The 17,344-nt window shown below is 37.8% G+C and carries 14 protein-coding genes, 1 pseudogene and 1 riboswitch; of the genes and pseudogenes, 13 read left to right on the top strand and 2 right to left on the bottom strand.

The genetic code is table 11. The features are described from left to right. The first annotated feature begins 209 nt into the window (after positions 1–209). The 13 genes and pseudogenes from BMMGA3_RS14420 (at position 210) to BMMGA3_RS14360 (ending at position 15,091) form a co-directional block, all read left to right on the top strand. Positions 210–1,073, top strand: a complete 864-nt coding sequence (locus BMMGA3_RS14420) for a YitT family protein (protein WP_003346416.1) — start codon at positions 210–212, stop codon at positions 1,071–1,073. Between the two features lie 52 nt (positions 1,074–1,125). Continuing rightward, positions 1,126–1,476, top strand: coding sequence for a cytochrome c551 (gene cccB / locus BMMGA3_RS14415; protein WP_003346415.1), 351 nt, complete (start codon positions 1,126–1,128; stop codon positions 1,474–1,476). A 501-nt stretch (positions 1,477–1,977) separates the two neighbouring features. Beyond that, a complete protein-coding gene (gene ftsE, locus BMMGA3_RS14410; protein ID WP_003346413.1) occupies positions 1,978–2,664 on the top strand; it encodes a cell division ATP-binding protein FtsE in 687 nt (228 codons plus the stop codon). Next, positions 2,654–3,547, top strand: coding sequence for a permease-like cell division protein FtsX (ftsX, locus tag BMMGA3_RS14405; RefSeq protein WP_003346412.1), 894 nt, complete (start codon positions 2,654–2,656; stop codon positions 3,545–3,547). Before ftsE ends, ftsX begins: the two co-directional genes overlap by 11 nt. Before the next feature lie 122 nt (positions 3,548–3,669). Then, positions 3,670–4,968: a murein hydrolase activator EnvC family protein gene (locus BMMGA3_RS14400; RefSeq protein ID WP_003346411.1), complete on the top strand. Its 1,299-nt coding sequence runs from the start codon at positions 3,670–3,672 to the stop codon at positions 4,966–4,968. A 281-nt stretch (positions 4,969–5,249) separates the two neighbouring features. Next, positions 5,250–5,594: pseudogene (locus BMMGA3_RS18485) on the top strand (winged helix-turn-helix transcriptional regulator); the annotation flags it as partial. 39 nt (positions 5,595–5,633) lie between these two features. Further along, entirely contained in the window at positions 5,634–5,930 is a 297-nt protein-coding gene (locus BMMGA3_RS18480) for a winged helix-turn-helix transcriptional regulator (protein ID WP_272942195.1), read from the top strand. Between the two features lie 256 nt (positions 5,931–6,186). Continuing rightward, a complete protein-coding gene (locus BMMGA3_RS14385) occupies positions 6,187–7,647 on the top strand; it encodes a S41 family peptidase (RefSeq protein WP_038502312.1) in 1,461 nt (486 codons plus the stop codon). A 338-nt stretch (positions 7,648–7,985) separates the two neighbouring features. After that, entirely contained in the window at positions 7,986–9,179 is a 1,194-nt protein-coding gene (locus BMMGA3_RS14380) for a PDZ domain-containing protein (protein WP_003346409.1), read from the top strand. A gap of 1,102 nt (positions 9,180–10,281) precedes the next feature. Then, positions 10,282–10,446, top strand: a riboswitch (cyclic di-AMP (ydaO/yuaA leader). A gap of 228 nt (positions 10,447–10,674) precedes the next feature. Beyond that, positions 10,675–12,513, top strand: coding sequence for an APC family permease (locus BMMGA3_RS14375; protein ID WP_038502309.1), 1,839 nt, complete (start codon positions 10,675–10,677; stop codon positions 12,511–12,513). Between the two features lie 468 nt (positions 12,514–12,981). Beyond that, positions 12,982–13,803 (top strand): alpha/beta fold hydrolase, encoded by an 822-nt coding sequence (locus BMMGA3_RS14370; RefSeq protein ID WP_003349361.1) that lies wholly within the window; start codon positions 12,982–12,984, stop codon positions 13,801–13,803. A gap of 112 nt (positions 13,804–13,915) precedes the next feature. Further along, positions 13,916–14,395, top strand: coding sequence for a DinB family protein (locus BMMGA3_RS14365; protein WP_003349362.1), 480 nt, complete (start codon positions 13,916–13,918; stop codon positions 14,393–14,395). Between the two features lie 27 nt (positions 14,396–14,422). Next, positions 14,423–15,091: a DUF2306 domain-containing protein gene (locus tag BMMGA3_RS14360; protein ID WP_051744920.1), complete on the top strand. Its 669-nt coding sequence runs from the start codon at positions 14,423–14,425 to the stop codon at positions 15,089–15,091. 177 nt (positions 15,092–15,268) lie between these two features. On the opposite strand, the gene BMMGA3_RS14355 is transcribed toward BMMGA3_RS14360, so the two are convergent. Together BMMGA3_RS14355 and BMMGA3_RS14350 are read right to left on the bottom strand one after the other, a co-directional pair. Beyond that, entirely contained in the window at positions 15,269–16,171 is a 903-nt protein-coding gene (locus BMMGA3_RS14355; RefSeq protein WP_003349367.1) for a DUF2935 domain-containing protein, read from the bottom strand. Between the two features lie 220 nt (positions 16,172–16,391). After that, positions 16,392–17,270, bottom strand: coding sequence for a TetR/AcrR family transcriptional regulator (locus BMMGA3_RS14350; RefSeq protein WP_003349369.1), 879 nt, complete (start codon positions 17,268–17,270; stop codon positions 16,392–16,394). Positions 17,271–17,344 lie beyond the last annotated feature (74 nt).

Below are 17,344 nucleotides of genomic sequence, written 5' to 3'. Positions count from 1 at the left end.
ATCCAATTTCAATGATTTATAAGCCAATTCCAAAATCTCTTTAAAAATTCCATAAAAATATGACAATTTTCAAAACATAAGCAAACACAAAATTTAATCCTTTAATACGGTAGTTTGTTGGCGTTTACACTCTTTATACACCATGCTATACTCACTTTCGGAAAAATTATGCATCGGCATCGTTTGTGCGTTTTGGAGGAGTTAATAGAATGAAGAAAAAGAGGAATCAACCGGATAATCCGAAATTAGAAAAAATATGGGAATATTTTTATGTCTTGGCAGGGTCTGCAATCATTGCGATTGCATTTAATGTGTTTCTGCTTCCCAACAGGGTTGCATCTGGCGGCGTCAGCGGCATAAGCACGCTATTGCACGCACTCTTGGGCTGGGAGCCGGCTTACGTCCAATGGGCTTTCAACATTCCGTTGTTTATTGCCGGGCTGATCCTTTTAGGGAAGCAATTCGGATCGAAGACACTTGTTGGAACCGTATTTTTGCCTTTTGTTGTCTTTTTGACAAACGACTGGAACGCTTGGACACATGAACCGCTTCTTGGATCGATATTCGGGGGGATTGGTGTCGGGCTTGGCCTCGGAATTGTTTTTCGCGGAAGAGCTTCGACGGGTGGAACCGATCTGGCGGCGCAAATCATTAATAAATATACCGGTCTGTCATTAGGCACATGTGTAGCAATCATTGATGGCTTGATTGTTTTGACGGCTGCTGTTGTTTTTGATATAGAACGAGGTCTGTATGCTCTGATTGCACTTTATGTTACGAGCAAGACGATTGATCTCGTTCAGGTGGGATTCAGCCGTTCGAAAATGGCAATGATTATCACAAACAAACAGGAAGAAATTCGCAATGGAATTTTGAATAAAATTGACCGTGGTGTGACAAAACTAACAGCATATGGAGGGTACACCGACCATGAACGCCCGGTTTTAATGTGTGTAGTCGATCAAACGGAGTTCACAAAATTGAAACAACTGGTCAAAACCATTGATCCGACAGCATTTATCGTTGTAATGGATGCTTCGGAGGTACTTGGCGAGGGTTTTAAACGGGTCTAAAACTGGTATAATATAGGTGTGCTTTAACTATTTACAATGTGGGGGGAATCCAATGAAAAAGAAGCTACTTGCCTTATTAATGGGTGCTTCTCTTGTTTTGGCTGCCTGCGGCGGCGGAAATGAGGCTAATAAAAATGACAACACGTCAACAAATAACGGCGGCGGTGGAACAACAACTGCGAATGCAGGCGATCCTCAAAAAATATTTAACCAAAAATGTTCAAGCTGCCACGGCCAAAATCTTGAAGGCGGAGTAGGTCCTAACCTTCAAAAGGTTGGTTCCAAACTTTCAAAAGATGAAATTGAAAAAACGATCGCTAATGGAAGAGGCGCCATGCCTAAAGGCTTGCTTCAAGGTGATGAACTTTCAGCTGTAGCTCAATGGCTGTCTAACAAAAAATAATACGAAGACAAACAAAACAACGGGGCTGACTCAAAAGCATAGAGCCAGTCCCGTTCTATTTATTAAAAAAAATGCCCCTTACCGGAACGTATTATTGCGTTTCGAGCATAAAATAGTTTCTCCTCTTTTTTTTGCTTCCCATCACAATCAACAACTACCGTCTTTACAATTGTCATTTATCATTTACATTCCTGTTAAAATCTTCATAAAAACAAAATTTTGACAAAAATTTTAAAGCATCTCAACCTGAAGAACATGAATAGATTAGCCAACAAAGATTTATTGTAGTAAAATTCGACTAAATTTGAAATGAAACTGTAATATTTTTTACGGTTAATTTGTCAAATTATGATGTTATAATGGGCATGTGCAAAAAAGAGAATAAGAGATTTGACGAATATTGGAAAACAATGTCATTGGAAAATTTGCAAAATTTGTCGAAATAATAGTCTAAATGGCTTATTTAATAAACCGACAAATTTTTGATTTTAGGTGATATGAATGATTCAAATGCAGGATGTGCATAAAAAATATCCAAATGGTGTTACAGCTCTTAACGGCATCGATGTAAAAATCGAACAGGGAGAATTTGTTTATGTTGTTGGACCGAGCGGCGCCGGGAAGTCTACGTTTATTAAAATGATATATCGTGAAGAAAAACCTACTAAAGGAGCCATTTTAATAAACGGTGTGGATCTTAGCAGATTAAAAGACAAAAAAGTTCCGCTTCTCCGCCGCAATATTGGGGTAGTGTTCCAAGATTTTAAGCTGCTTCCTAAGTTGACAGTGTACGAAAATGTTGCTTTTGCTTTAGAAGTAATTGAAGAGCAGCCGGCATTGATAAAGAAAAAAGTAATGGAAACTCTCGAACTTGTAGGCTTAAAGCATAAAGCACGCATGCTTCCGACGGAACTTTCTGGCGGGGAACAGCAGCGGGTTTCGATTGCACGTTCCATTGTTAACTCACCGAAAGTTGTATTAGCGGACGAGCCCACGGGAAATCTTGATCCGGATACTTCGTGGGAAATTATGAGCATCTTTGAAGAAATCAATGCGAGAGGAACGACAGTAGTTATGGCTACACATAACAAGGATATCGTTAACACGATGCAGCACCGCGTCATTGCGATTGAAAACGGCAGGATTGTTCGTGACGAGGAAAAAGGAGAATATGGCTATGAAAGCTAGCACTTTTCGCCGTCATCTTAGGGAAAGTTTTAAAAGCCTTGGAAGAAATGGATGGATGACCTTTGCGTCCGTAAGCGCCGTAACTGTAACACTTATATTAGTTGGTGTGTTTTTCGTCATTATGATGAATCTCAATAAAGTGGCATCGACCATAGAAGAGGACGTGGAAATCCGCGTTCACATCGATCTCGCTGCTAATAAACAAGATCAGCAAGTTCTGAGAAAAAAAATAGAACAGATCCCGGAAGTAAAAAGCGTTACATTCTCCTCTAAAGAACAAGAGCTTAATCACTTGATTACGAGTTTGGGAGAAGATGGAAAAGTCTTTAAGCTGTTCGAACAGGATAATCCGTTAAACGATGTATTTATCGTAAAGACGAAAAATCCAACAGATACGATGAAGGTTGCGAAGAAAATTGAAAAAATGGAGTACGCGGCAAAGGTAAAATACGGGCAAGGTTCTGTTGAAAAGTTATTTAAATTTATCAAAGCAAGCCGGAATGTTGGACTGGTTTTAATTATCGGTTTGTTATTTACAGCAATGTTTTTGATCTCCAATACGATAAAAATTACGATTGTTGCGAGAAGAAGAGAAATTGAGATTATGAAATTAGTTGGAGCGACCAACGCCTTTATTCGCTGGCCGTTTTTTCTTGAAGGATTATGGATTGGATTGATCGGTTCGATCTTGCCGATTGCCCTTGTATCATCAGCTTATTATTATGCTTACGATTATTTAGAGCCAAAGCTGGCCAATCATTTTATAAAAATACTAGATTTTAATCCTTTTGTGTATCAAGTTGCCGGATTACTCATTATAATGGGAGCTTTAATCGGAATTTGGGGAAGCTTGATGTCAATGAGAAAGTTTTTAAAGGTTTAGCAGAGTTTAGAAGGCTTCTGGTCGGGGCCTTCTAAGCCTTATAAAAAACGAAAGATGCATACATAACAATATTTCGATGAATTAACCGTACATAGTTGAAAGTGGAAAGGAGAAGTCGGAACTTGAAAAGGTCATTATTAACCCTATCCGTTGCAGCAACGGTAGGAGTAGGGAGTTTGTTTACAGGGGTTGCTGCTAATTCAGCAATGGCATCTACCAAATTGCAAGATTTACAAAATAAAAAGAGTGAACTTCAAAGAAAGCGTTCAAGTGTAGAATCGGGGATTAATAAAGCAGATCAAGAGATTAAGAGATTACAAAATGAACAGGACAAAGTCACTGCAGAGATTGAGAGACTGAATCTTGCAATTGACGATACAAATGAAAAAATTAATGAGAAGAATGAGCAAATCACTGAAACAAAAGCACAAATTGAAAAGTTAAGAGGCGATATTGCCGTATTGCAAGAACGGATTAAAAAACGCGATAAAATGCTAAAAGAGAGAGCCCGTTCATTTCAAGAAACCGGCGGAATGGTAAGCTATATTGATGTTTTAATGGGTGCCCAAAGCTTTGCAGATTTTATTGATCGAGTAGGGGCAGTAGCAACGATCGTGGAAGCTGACCAGGATATTCTTCGTGAGCAAAAAGAAGATAAAGATCTTTTAGAGCAGAAACAAGCAAAGGTTGAAAACGATTTAGCAGAGCTTGAAAAAATGCGTGCCGAACTTGAAAACATGAAACAGCAGTTGAACTCTCAAAAAGCGGAAAAAGACCGATTAATGGCATCATTAAAAACACAGGAAAAGCATATGGATTCAGAAAAGCTTGCACTTGAAGAAGAAAAAGAAGTGCTTGCAGCCCAAGAATCAGCTATGCAAAAAGCGATTCAGTTAGAACAGCAGCGTCTTGCCGCACTTGAAAGACAAAGACAAGCACAAGCTCATATCAGCAGAAGCAGCGGAAACAGCGGCGGCGGAAACAGCGGAGGCGGTTCAGATCTTTCAACTCCGCCAGTTTCAGGCGGAATGTTCATGAAGCCTGCAAATGGCATCTTTACTTCGGGATTTGGTCCACGCGATGGCGAATTCCATGCAGGCATTGATATCGCAAACACTGCACATGTTCCGGTAGTAGCAGCAGCTGACGGTGTTGTTATCCGTTCCTATTATTCTTCTAGCTATGGAAACTGTATCTTTATTTCGCACTCTATTAATGGCCAGATTTACACAACTGTCTATGCTCACTTGCAAAGCAGACTCGTTGGTACAGGCGCAGTTGTTTCAAAAGGCCAGCAAATTGGTGTAATGGGGAATACCGGAGATTCCCACGGCCAGCACTTGCACTTTGAAATTCATAAGGGCCCATGGAATCCTGCTAAATCCAATGCAGTAAATCCATTAAATTACCTATCTATGTAAATTTGATTCTACTGCATGTCCAGCATTAACGGGAAGTAAGACCATTGTGAAATAATACAGAGGCTGACCAATAAGTGCCAGGTTCCCTTCTGAAGTTGCTAAAATTGTTTTCAATATTTAGTAACTAAGGGTGCCTGGCACTTTGTTTTGGGTCAGCCTCGTTCTTGTAATCACATAATAAAATCTTTTGTTTAAATTGAAAAAAATTCTAATACTTCGAAAAATGCATGTAGGTACTTTTTTGTGTTATAATATCAAAAAGTATACTAATACATCTGGAGATGAATCTGATGAACAGAGAAAAACTCAATCACCTATATCACGAAAAAGAATTAGCTTTGTCTGTTTTAGAGGGCAAATGGAAATTAATCATTTTATGCCATTTAGGATTAAAAGGGACAAAACGTTTTACGGAATTGAAAAACTTAATCCCTGATATTACCCAGAGAATGTTAACCAATCAACTAAGGGAATTGGAGAAAGATGGTCTAGTTCATCGTGAGGTATATCCCGTTGTCCCTCCAAAAGTCGAATATTCTCTGACAGAACTAGGAAAAAGTTTAATGCCGATCATAGAAATGCTGGAAGAATGGGGCAAAAACTACCTAAAAGTAAAGAATGATAAAAATAAAGGCATTTATTACGAAAAAGTACAAACATTGTCTGTGATAGAGGGAAAATGGAAATTAATCATTTTATGCCATTTAGGGTTAAAAGGGACAAAACGGTTTATGGAACTAAAAAAATTAATCCCTAACATTACGCAAAAAATGCTAACCAATCAATTAAGGGAATTAGAGGAAGACGGGCTAGTTCATAGGGAAGTATATCCCGTTGTTCCTCCAAAAGTCGAATATTCCTTGACAGAACAGGGAAAAAGTTTAATGACTGTTCTCAAAATGTTGGAAGATTGGGGCAAAAATTATATCAAACAAATTGAAAAGAATGCGGCTGCTCGATAAGCGGATTTGACAGATACAGCTGCAAGATTCATCGATCAATGAGAGGAAGAAGCACATCGCTTCTTCTTTTTTTGTATTCCTAATTGATGAATTCACTTTTTCAAAATAATAAACAGAAAATACTTTTGCAGCAAATGTATTATTTTTCATAACTCGTCCTTTTGGTCATATATTGTTTTTGACAGACATATTTTTTGGACGAAAAGCGGCATAATCAAAAAAAGAATGGTGGCAGCAGTTGAAGAGGGGGATGGGGATGAATCGCAAGTGGATTGCTTTGTTAATGGTTGGATCATTAGTTACAGGAGCTGGCGGTACTTATGCTGGAATGAAATGGGCCGAAGGAAATGAGGGGAAGGCGAATCGGGAACAGGCCGAAGAACAGTTATCCGGCAGCGAAAGCAGCTTAAATAAAACGGACTTAACTAAATTTGAACAGGCCTACAGCCTCATTTTAAACAAGTATGTTGAAAAGGTGGACAAAGAGCAGCTTGTTGAAGGGGCTATTCAAGGGATGCTTTCTACTTTAAAAGACCCTTATTCTGTTTATATGGATAAAGATACCGCCAGGCAATTTAGTGAGACGTTAGAATCCTCGTTTGAGGGAATTGGAGCCGAGGTCAGCATGATTGACGGTAAGATTGTGATTGTCTCTCCATTTAAGGATTCACCTGCCGAAAAAGCAGGTTTAAAGCCCAATGACCAAATTCTCAAAGTGGATGGAAAAAGTGTTGAGGGGCTCGATTTATACGAAGCAACTTTAAAAATCCGCGGTGAAAGAGGCACAAAGGTAACGCTGGAAATTTCCCGCCAGGGGCTGAAAGAACCGTTAACCGTTGAAATTAAACGTGATAAAATTCCGCAAATCACTGTTTATTCAGACGAGAAAAAAGTGAATGGAAAAGACATCGGCTATATTGAATTAACTTCTTTTTCCGAGAATACAGCCCAAGAATTTAAAACGCAGCTGAGGTCAATGGAAAAAGACGGGATTGATGGACTTGTGATTGATGTTCGCGGAAATCCGGGGGGCCTTCTCTCAACCGTTGAAGAAATAGCGAGAGAACTTGTGACAAACAAAAAGCCATATGTGCAAATTGAAAAACGCAATGGAGAAAGGGAACGCTTCTTTTCCCTTCTAAAAAAACCAAAACCATATCCGATTGCTGTCCTTGTTGATAAGGGGAGCGCCTCTGCCTCGGAAATATTGGCAGGTGCTTTAAAAGAGGCGCAAGGGTATCCGTTAATCGGAGAACATACTTTTGGAAAAGGAACCGTTCAGCAGCCTGTACCGATGGTAGACGGCAGCAATATTAAGCTGACACTGTATAAATGGCTTACGCCAGATGGAAACTGGATTCATAAGAAGGGAATTGAACCGGATATCAAAGTCAGACAGCCTAATATTTTCCATACACATCCTTTAAAAATTGAAAAAGCCCTCGAGAAAGACATGAACAATGAGCAAGTAAAATATGCCCAGCAAATGCTAGATGAATTAAGTTTTGAACCGGGCCGGACCGATGGGTACTTTAGCGAGTCGACAGCAAAAGCAGTCAAAGCGTTTCAACTCCAACATGACTTAAAACCAACGGGCATCATTGACGAAAAGACAGCTTTTGCACTTCAAGGGGCGATTATGGAAGAAATGAAAAAAGAAAAAAATGATTTGCAGCTGCAAACCGCCTTGCGGTTGTTAGCGCGGTCAGCACGGTGAAAGGTACACACTGAAAGCAGGGTATTCCCTGCTTTTTTTCTGCGGATAAGGGGCGGAGTTGCGCCAACAAAATTAAAAATGCAAATCTGCTTGAGCAAAAATCTTGTTTAGTTTTGTAAATAGTTAGTGCTTGGCTTCGCTCACACCGCCTTTATTATGTTAGTAATGTTTTAAAATGAGAGCTATTTCCACGTTTGGGTTGGGAGTAAAAACTCATGAAAGTTTTCATTTTGCAATAACTAGCAATATGTTTTATGGTTTGGTTCTGGTAAAATAATCATAAATAGATTACTATATTTAAATTCTGTGAGAATTATTTATAGAGGTTGGTGACAAGGGTGGCTCAAACATGGCTTTCGGAATTGTTAAGGGGGACAGGCAAGTTATTTTTTCACCCCGTGTTTTATTATCTTGTCTTCCTGGCTGGAATATTAGGAGTCTCCCGGGTTAAAAGGGAAAGGCGGAATTTTCATATCCGTGTTGAAGATGCGTATTTCGAACTGAGGCAGCTGTTTCCGCTTGGAATTGCAGCTGGACTTATTATCTCTGTCGTTGCGATAACAGCAGGCATAGTTATTCCATTTGCAGCGGTTATTTTGGCAGCGCTATTTACATTTTTGTGGAGCCTTACGACAAAAGTACGGCTGCTTGCTCCGGCCTATACGTTGGGAGCGGCATTTTTTGCCCTCATTATCGCCGCTCAGCAAGGTTGGTCACTTCCATTTATGTCAGATCTTTTTACAAGCCTTAATGAAAAAATTTATCCATCGATCCCTGTTTTGCTTGCTCTCTTAATCATTGGTGAAGGATCTTTAATTCTTAAAAATGGACACAAAGGCACTTCGCCGAAATTAATGAAAAGCAAGCGCGGATTGACAGTTGGGGTTCATGAAGTAAAGCGTCTTTGGATGCTTCCGGTGTTTCTGCTCTTGCCGGGAGGAGCAATCCAACCTCCGTTTGAATGGTGGCCCGTATTTTCATTTGGCGAGCAGTCATATTCTCTATTTTTGGTGCCGTTTGCCGTCGGGTTTCATCAACAAATCCAAGGTTTGCTGCCAAAGGAAGCTGTTCAGCTTGTTGGAAGAAGAGTTATCGTGTTGGGAGCAATTACTTTCATCATTTCGATCGCGGGCTATTGGTGGCCGATCACGTCCATTGCAGCAGTAGCGCTTGCGGTTCTCGGCAGAGAAGTCATTACGCTGCACCAGAGGCTTTATGAAGAGAATCTTCCATTTTATTTTTCCAAACGAAATAACGGCCTAATGATTCTTGGCATCATCCCGGAATCACCTGCCAGCAAAATGGCATTGCAGGTCGGAGAAATGGTGACGAAAGTGAATGGACTCAGTGTCAACAATGAAAAATCATTTTACGAAGCATTGCAGCGAAACAGAGCCCATTGTAAGCTTGAGGTGCTGGATGTAAACGGACAAATCCGTTTTGTTCAACGTGCCCTATTCGAAGGCGACCATCATGAGCTCGGGATCCTTTTCGTCCATGATGAGAAAAAGCAAGATAGTGCAGTGGGTTAATGTGAAAGGTCATAATTTTTCAGAATGGATTTCATTATTTAATGGAACGAGAATTTCACTAAAAATATATTTTGTATATAACCTTAAACCACTTAGCAAATGATTGGCTAAGTGGTTTCAAATGAGGCTGTCTCATAAGGGTCTGACCCCATGTGTATTTATCAATATATAGCACATTTATCCAATATTATGTCCTATATATTGTGTTATGGGGTCTGACCCTTAGGCTTTTGAGACAGCCTCATTTTTTGTATTTATTTGTTTTTTCCAATAAAATCTTTTCATTGATTTACTTGAAGAAGGGAAAGGTGAAGATACAATGAAAGGGTATATCCAGTTGTGAAATAAGGAAGCACCCATTCGATTAGAAATGAGTGCTTAATAGGGCCCCAAACACCGAAGGATCTACTTTTTTTGTTTAGTCTAGAGGTGTAAGATCAGAAAGTTTAACTAACTTAAAATCATGATCTTTCTTAATTTCGCAAAAACCACTGTTGTAAATCCAATAAATCACATATATATCTGATTCAAATTTTACTTTGGTTCCTCTAACTAATACCAAAATATCACTCCTAGGTTCGGATTGGAGGCCCTTGGTTAAAGAGAATATTAGCGAGTGAGGTTTTAAATCAAACGCGGGCTAGTGAGGTATTAAGTGCATTAGACACATAATGCTAAAGAAAAATGAGGAAAAAGCTAATGGAATAGTTCTGCTAGAATTGATAAAGATGCTGCAGAAGCAAATAACCACTGTTTTCATACTTGCCTCCTGAAAAATTGGCTTGGCATTATATTAACATATAGAATAAGGAATTTATTTAAAAAATTGGTAACATTTATACTGAATTATATTAAGATTCTTACATGGTAGATAATAATGTTACAACATTTTAAAGCAACCTCAAAAGTTAGAGATCTAACTCTCTTCTAAGCACTAATCCTTACTAATTTACATAAATCAATGATTAGCAAAGAAAACTTCTATTTAAAGCGTTTACATGAAGATAAACGGATGTTTTTTACTTATTTTTCGTTAAAAAGGCGTCTTTACAATGATTTTATGTAGAAGTATGATTGTATCAAATTTAATAAAATCATCATTTACCTTTAGTCGCTGAATCCTAATAGGAACGGGGGAACCAACTGTGGTGCCTTTAGGTCCACATGGGGTGAATCTCCTTCAGAATCTGCATGGAATCTGAAGGAGTAGGGTGACTCTCAGCACCCGAATCCGTCAGCTAACTTCGTAAGCGTCGTGAGAGGAGGTTATTTGTTGTGCCTAAAAAGCCAACAGGTATAACCACCTGTTGGTTTTTTGTGTTAAAAAAAGATATTTCCCTAATATAATGTCTTATTTTAACAAATTGGAAAATTATAAAGAAGAATATCATGAGTGGAATTGAGACCTGTGCTTCAACTGGTTTAGCTGTAGCAATTGTCATCATTCATGCTCTGTCCAGAAGAGAGAATATTGTATTCATGGAGGAATTATGGGATGAATTATTGGAAAAGATTGTTGATCGGGGCGCCTATTCACACCAAACAACTTTCAGAAGAGAAGCTGACAAAAAAGAAAGCTTTAGCTATATTTTCATCTGATGCACTCTCTTCTGTCGCGTATGCTACGGAAGAAATTTTGCTTGTTTTAGTCTTAATTGGTACACAAGCTTTAATGTACTCTATTCCTATTGCATTTGCCATCATGTTGTTGCTTCTGATTGTTACGCTTTCATATCGCCAAATCATTCACAGCTTCCCATCAGGAGGAGGAGCTTATATTGTAGCCCGTGAGCATATTGGACGAAACACAAGTCTGACAGCTGGTGCGGCTTTAATGATTGACTATGTATTAACTGTTGCGGTAAGCATCTGTTCTGGAGTTGCCGCCTTATTGTCTGCTTTTCCTGCCTTGCTGCCCTATCGTGTAGAGTTGGCAGTGATATTCGTCATTATATTAATGATCATTAACTTGAGAGGCATCCGAGAGTCTGCTAATATTTTTGCATTTCCTACTTATATCTTTGTTGCATCAATCATTATCATGATAGGATTTGGAATTTGGAAACTGCAAGCTGGAAATTGGCACCATTTGGCTGTACCACATCATGCAGAGCACTTTTCCTTATTCTCTTCGTTTGGAACAACATTTTTACTATTACGGGCTTTTGCTTCTGGTTGTTCTGCCTTAACAGGTGTAGAGGCCATTAGCAACGGGGTTCCTGCTTTTCGTGAGCCTAGCTCTAAAAACGCCGTTATTACTATGTTTTGGATGTCATTTCTGTTAGGGACCATGTTTTTAGGGATTACATTTTTGGCCAATGGCTTTGGTGTTGTACCAAAAGAAAATGTAACTGTCGTCTCCCAAATCGCAAACCATGTTTTTGGACATGGATTTTTTTACTATTTTATTCAAATCTTTACAATGCTCATTTTATTTCTGGCTGCCAATACCGCTTTTGCTGGTTTTCCGCAGCTTGTTTCTATTATTGCACAAGATGGCTTCCTCCCAAGAAATCTAACAAAACGAGGAGACCGATTAGTATTCTCCAACGGTATTATCTTTTTGAGTGTATTGGCGATCATTTTAATCATCATCTTCCAAGGAGAAACGCATGCACTCGTACCACTTTATGCAGTTGGTGTATTCTTGTCTTTTACCATTGCACAATATGGACTGATCAAGTATTTTTTCGAAAGAAAGTCGCAACAGAAGGTTTGGTCCAGAATCATTGTTGTAGGAATAGGAATGATTATTACTGGAATTGTTACGATCATAACAGCTGTGGCGAAATTTCAAAGCGGCGCCTGGATGGTAGTAGTGGCTATTCCTTGTATGGTGTTATTATTTCATAAAATTCATCGTCATTACTCTGACTTGGCAAGTCAACTTAGTCTTCAAGGACAAGATCCTAAACAGATGGTGAAGGTTTCTCCTTCTAAAGTTATTATTCCTATCTCCAGCGTAAGCCGGGTAGCTATTAACTCTATCGGCTATGCAAAAAGTATATCGAATGATGTAGTGGCACTTACTGTGTATTTTGATGAGAAGCAAAAAGAACGGGCAGAGAAAAAGTGGAAAGAATTAGGGTTTGATATTCCCCTTGTCACTGTTCATTCACCTTATCGAAGCTTGCTAATGCCGCTTCTTCAATATATTGATACACTTGAGGAAAGTGAAAGAGGAAAGTATATTACTGTTCTCATTCCTCAATTTTTTGTAAAAAAATGGTGGCATATATTTCTTCATAATCAAACAGCATTTTTCTTACGTGCCACGCTCTTATGGAGAAAAGATATTGTAGTTTCTACTATCCCTTATCATCTTAGAAAATAATGAATCGAATTAAAAAATCAGTATGAGGGAAGTTTTTGCTTCCCCTCTTTTTTTATGCAGTCACCAGGCTTCTTCAGAAGCCGAAAAGCGTTAATAGATCAACGAGGTATAAAATCCTGCACAAACGATAAATGGCGATAAATTGAAACTCCTTGAGCACAAGGGGTTTTGCTATTCAGAAAAATTTGTCATAGCCACTGTATTTAGCAGGAAAGGGGGATAATGGAATTGAATATTATACTAATAATCGGGAGGATTGAACTATGGAGATTTTTTCAAGAGAATTAACTAAGCAACAAGTTCTAGGCTTGTACACCCCAACGAGTGCCAATATAACTAGCTATTTCCCTAGTTCCAACAATTCCCTAACAGAATTTCATCTCCCTCTTACTGTTGGGTTGCGCCCTTCACTCCCTTGAAGTGAGAGGTTTCTTCTGAATGATGTTTAAGTAAAGGAAGGGTTATTGTATGCCAAAAGTAAATGCAAATGGAGCCACAATCAATTACGAAATTATGGGAGATGGCCCTCCCGTCCTTTTTATTCATGGAAGCGGAGTATCTTGGAGAATGTGGGAACCTCAATTTGAGGATTTCTCACCCAAATTTAAAATGATAATGGTGGACTTGAGGGGACACGGGGAAAGCTCAAAAGACTTTCCAGGCGGGAAATATGACCATTTTCTTTTAGCTGAAGATATGAAGGAATTTCTTGACGCCATTGGAGAGAAAAATGTGCATGTTGTGGGAGTTTCACAGGGTGCACAAATTGGGACCTTGTTAGCGATTCATCACCCTGCCTATGTAAATAGATTGGTAATCTCCAACAGTTATAGTGAATTTCCATCACCTGCTTCTAAATGGGTATTAAATCTTTCCAATTTTATTTTCTCTTTACTGCCTTATAACGTCATTTTGTCTTTAATGTTAAAGGTCTATAAAGAAGATACGTATACTCAAGAAATCATAAGAAAAACGATTTCGATTGATAAAAAAATGATGCTGGCCATGAAGAAAGCTCCCTTTCCATACCATACACACTTGTTAAATAAAATTAAGTCTCCAACGTTAATCATGGGAGGAGAGGGAAAAGTCGTAACAGGCATTTATGAAGGAAAAGCATCAGCCATTATCTTTGACAATATGCATGAAAATGCTACTTTGGCGTTATTTAAAGGAGCATTTGATCCGCTGAGTACGATGAGAAAGGAATTATTTAATGAAATGGTAATAGATTTTTTACAGGGGAAAAAGTTGAAGGACTATCAAGGCGTCATCATTCAAAGCAAATAAATTGGGGGAAGTTATTATTTGAATTCAAAATATTTGGAAATTTATTTTTACTGTAGACCAAGCGATGTTAAAAAATTTTAATAAAATAAATGAATCTATCTTGGAGGTAAAAATGAATAAAAATTTTCTTAACTATCATTTTTGGGCAACAAATAAGGTTTTAGATCATTTGGGCACTCTCCCTGAAGGAATACTAAGCAAAGAGATTCCGAATGTATTTCCAAGCATATTAAAAACACTAGAACATTTATACGCAGTGGAAAGTATGTGGATTCAAAGAATTCAAGGGAATAATTTAAGTGCATTCCCAGAAATAACATTTCAAAATATTCCTCAAGCAAGAGAAGCATTTTCCGAAGTACACAGTCAATATCTTGCTGCTAGTAATACAGAGGATAATAAACTAATATACTATCAAAACACTAAAGGACAAATGTTTTGCAGCCAATTATGGGATATTTTCATTCATATAGTGAATCATGGCACCTATCATAGAGGAAATATAACCTCTATGTTAAGGCAACTCGGTGAGAAAGGAATTTCAACTGATTTTATCATTTATTTAAGGGAATCCCATGATAAAGGCATATAATGGATTATTAACAATGGGAGAGAATTAATGAAGAAATCAATAGGAAGTAAAATAGGTATAGGTTTGTTAAGTCTATTCATAATTGTTTTTGTCATTTATGCAATTGTGCAATACTTTATTTTTGGCCCCCAGACTTCACCTTATATAAAAGAAAAACAAGAAATAGTAAAAGGGTTTCAGTATCATCCTTGGATTTATATCCTGTACATTCATATTTTCTTTGGGATATTTGCTCTTATATTGGGACCGTTTCAATTCAGTAAGAAATTGCATCAAAAAAAGAAAGAATTGCATAGAAATATCGGGAAAATATATGTATTTTCCATCTTCATTGCATCAATGGTTGGATTATATTTATCTTTTTACGGAACAGGAGGAATAGTTAGTGTTATTGGTTTTTACACATTAGATATTGCATGGATTATAACGACATTAATAGGATTTTTAAAAATTAGGAAAAAAGAAATTCAAAGTCATAATGAGTGGATGCTGCGCAGTTACGCAGTTACTTTCACCTTTGTAACATTTCGTATCTGGGGTATGTTTGCATTAATGATTTCACATGAACGTGGGTTTTTGTACGGTCTTACCATTATTTTTTCTTGGGTCCTGAACATTTTAATTGCTCAGTGGATCATATTACGTTCAAAAAAACGGATTGATATTTACAATGAGATTAAAACGACAGTTAGATAGGAACGAAATGGAACCATCACAATGGAGAGAAAAATAAAATTAATTTAGAAAACGGACACTATCCTCGTTAACATGAGTAGTAGCCGTTTTTTTATGTTTATAAATTCTTAATAATCCTAATTCACCAATGCGTGCGGGCAATGACAAAGAAAAAAAGCGGGATTCTGATCTCGCTTTTTACTGTAACTGCTCGGTTGCTTGTTTCTTTTTTAATCGTTCTTCCAGAACATTAATCATATATAAGAAATGATCCGCTTCACGTACTACATGGTCCGCTAATAATGGGTTAATGACGCTTCGAATTTGGCAGCTTTTTATTAGATCTAAACCTGCCTTTTTAAAGGTTCGCAATTCAGCCGTTGCGTTTTCACTATCTTGATTTAGTTTTCCGATGATAGGGTATGTTGGGCTTTTCTTGTATAACATTGACTCAACGTCTCGGGCCTGATTGAGAAGCACTTCAAAATCATCTGCAAATTTTTGGGCTGTATGAACGAGGTTGCGTTCTGACTGATCAAGCAAAGACGCTATGAATCTTGAGTGCTCCATCATAATGCGGAGCCAAAAGACATTCTCACTAATGATGGCGTCTTGAATCGGGTCTAAAATCCCATTGTTAAACTTCTTTAATGTTCTGATAAAATATTCTGCTTCCCTTGCAATATGATCGACAAGGAGCGGGAAGTTAAAACCGCTTACCTTACAATTGATAATCAAAATGAGAAGGTTTCGTTTGAAATTACGAAATCCGTATACTAATTGAATCGTGTCTTCATTTAATTTCCTAACCTGCGTCACATTATTGGGTGTTTGATGGGCCCTTTTTTCCTGTTGTTCAAAATAATGATAAAATCGGTCGGTTTGCTGTATAAGGTGTTTGTCATTTTTGTTAAAACCTTCACCTAAAAATAATGCATGTTCTTTCATGATCCTTAACCAAAACTTATTTTCCGTTAAGGAACGCTCAATAAAAAGATTTTCTGTTAAAGATTCCTGTGGAGAAGCAAATTTTTCCGGAGGGAGCAGCATCTGATTTGCTTCCGTGCCAGGAAAAATAGGAGTTGTTTCTGGATTTCTCATATCCCGCCTCCTTTAAAAACACATATACTTAATTTTATGTGTCGGTTTTCTTGTTATGTCATTGGACAAAGTTGGAAACTTTAATATTGGATCTGAGTGTACTTCCTAACCTTAAAGAGCGAGCTTGAAGGCTGTAACCTCAGTAAGGAGAATTTGTTTCCATAGCTTAAAGAACAAACTGTTTTTTCATGAAACAGAGCCGCTTTGAAAAAGAAAAGAATTAGTTTTTCGATCTCTCTCTAAGTTCAAAGAAATTTTCAATTTGCAGCTTCAATTCTTTTGTTTCTTGGACATCCTTTAAATTAGCGAGCATTCCTTGGATAACCGGGATTCTTGGTGTTTCGCAGTTGATTTCAGCTTCAAGTACATCGAGCGTAACAAACAGGTCGCTTGATGTTTCCAAATCAGCTTTTAATTTTTTGATCAAAAGAAGAAGATTTTTTTTGTTTATTTTTTTTGGGAAACATTGGATGTCAAACAATGCCTGATTAAGCAAATGGGGAGGCACGATTGATTTTTCTTCAGATTTCATCAATCCATTTGCTAAATCATCGGCTCTTCGAAGTATAAATCGAGCCAGGTTATAAAAGTCTATCGGGTTGTTTTGAAAAATAATCAGCTGTAAATACGAGTGAAAGATTCCTTGCAAGATAATCGAAAGATCGCCAAGATAGGGTACAATGTCTTTCCCGTATATTGCAGTCAATGATTTTTTGTAAAATTGATACGTTTCTATGTGCATCCTGTTGATAAACTCTGCAATGGATTCGTTAAAGGGAATGGCTTGTTCTCTTGTCTGCATAATGATAAAGTCTCTATGTTTGTTAATCTCCGTATACAGGCAGACGATGTGTTCAACAAACATGTCTCTTGGAGGCAAGTTTAATGTTTTTATTTCATCCATTCGCGCTTTGATTGTTTCATAGTAATATTTAAAAATCTCAATAAGCAGTGATTCTTTTGATTTGAAATATATATAAAAAGCTCCCTTTGAAATTCCTGCCTCATTGGCTATTTCCTGAATTGAAGTGGCGACAAATCCTTTATTAGCGAACAGTTTAATCGCCGCATCTATAATCAATTTTTCTTTTTCTTTCATTTTCCTTGCTCCCGTCCAAATCTATTACTTTCATTATGACCGATTGGTCATGGAAGATAAACCCTTAATTTATT

Source organism: Bacillus methanolicus MGA3, from assembly GCF_000724485.1.
Classification (GTDB): Bacteria; Bacillota; Bacilli; order Bacillales; family Cytobacillaceae; genus Bacillus_Z; species Bacillus_Z methanolicus_A.
This window is presented reverse-complemented; position numbering and strand designations above follow the sequence as displayed.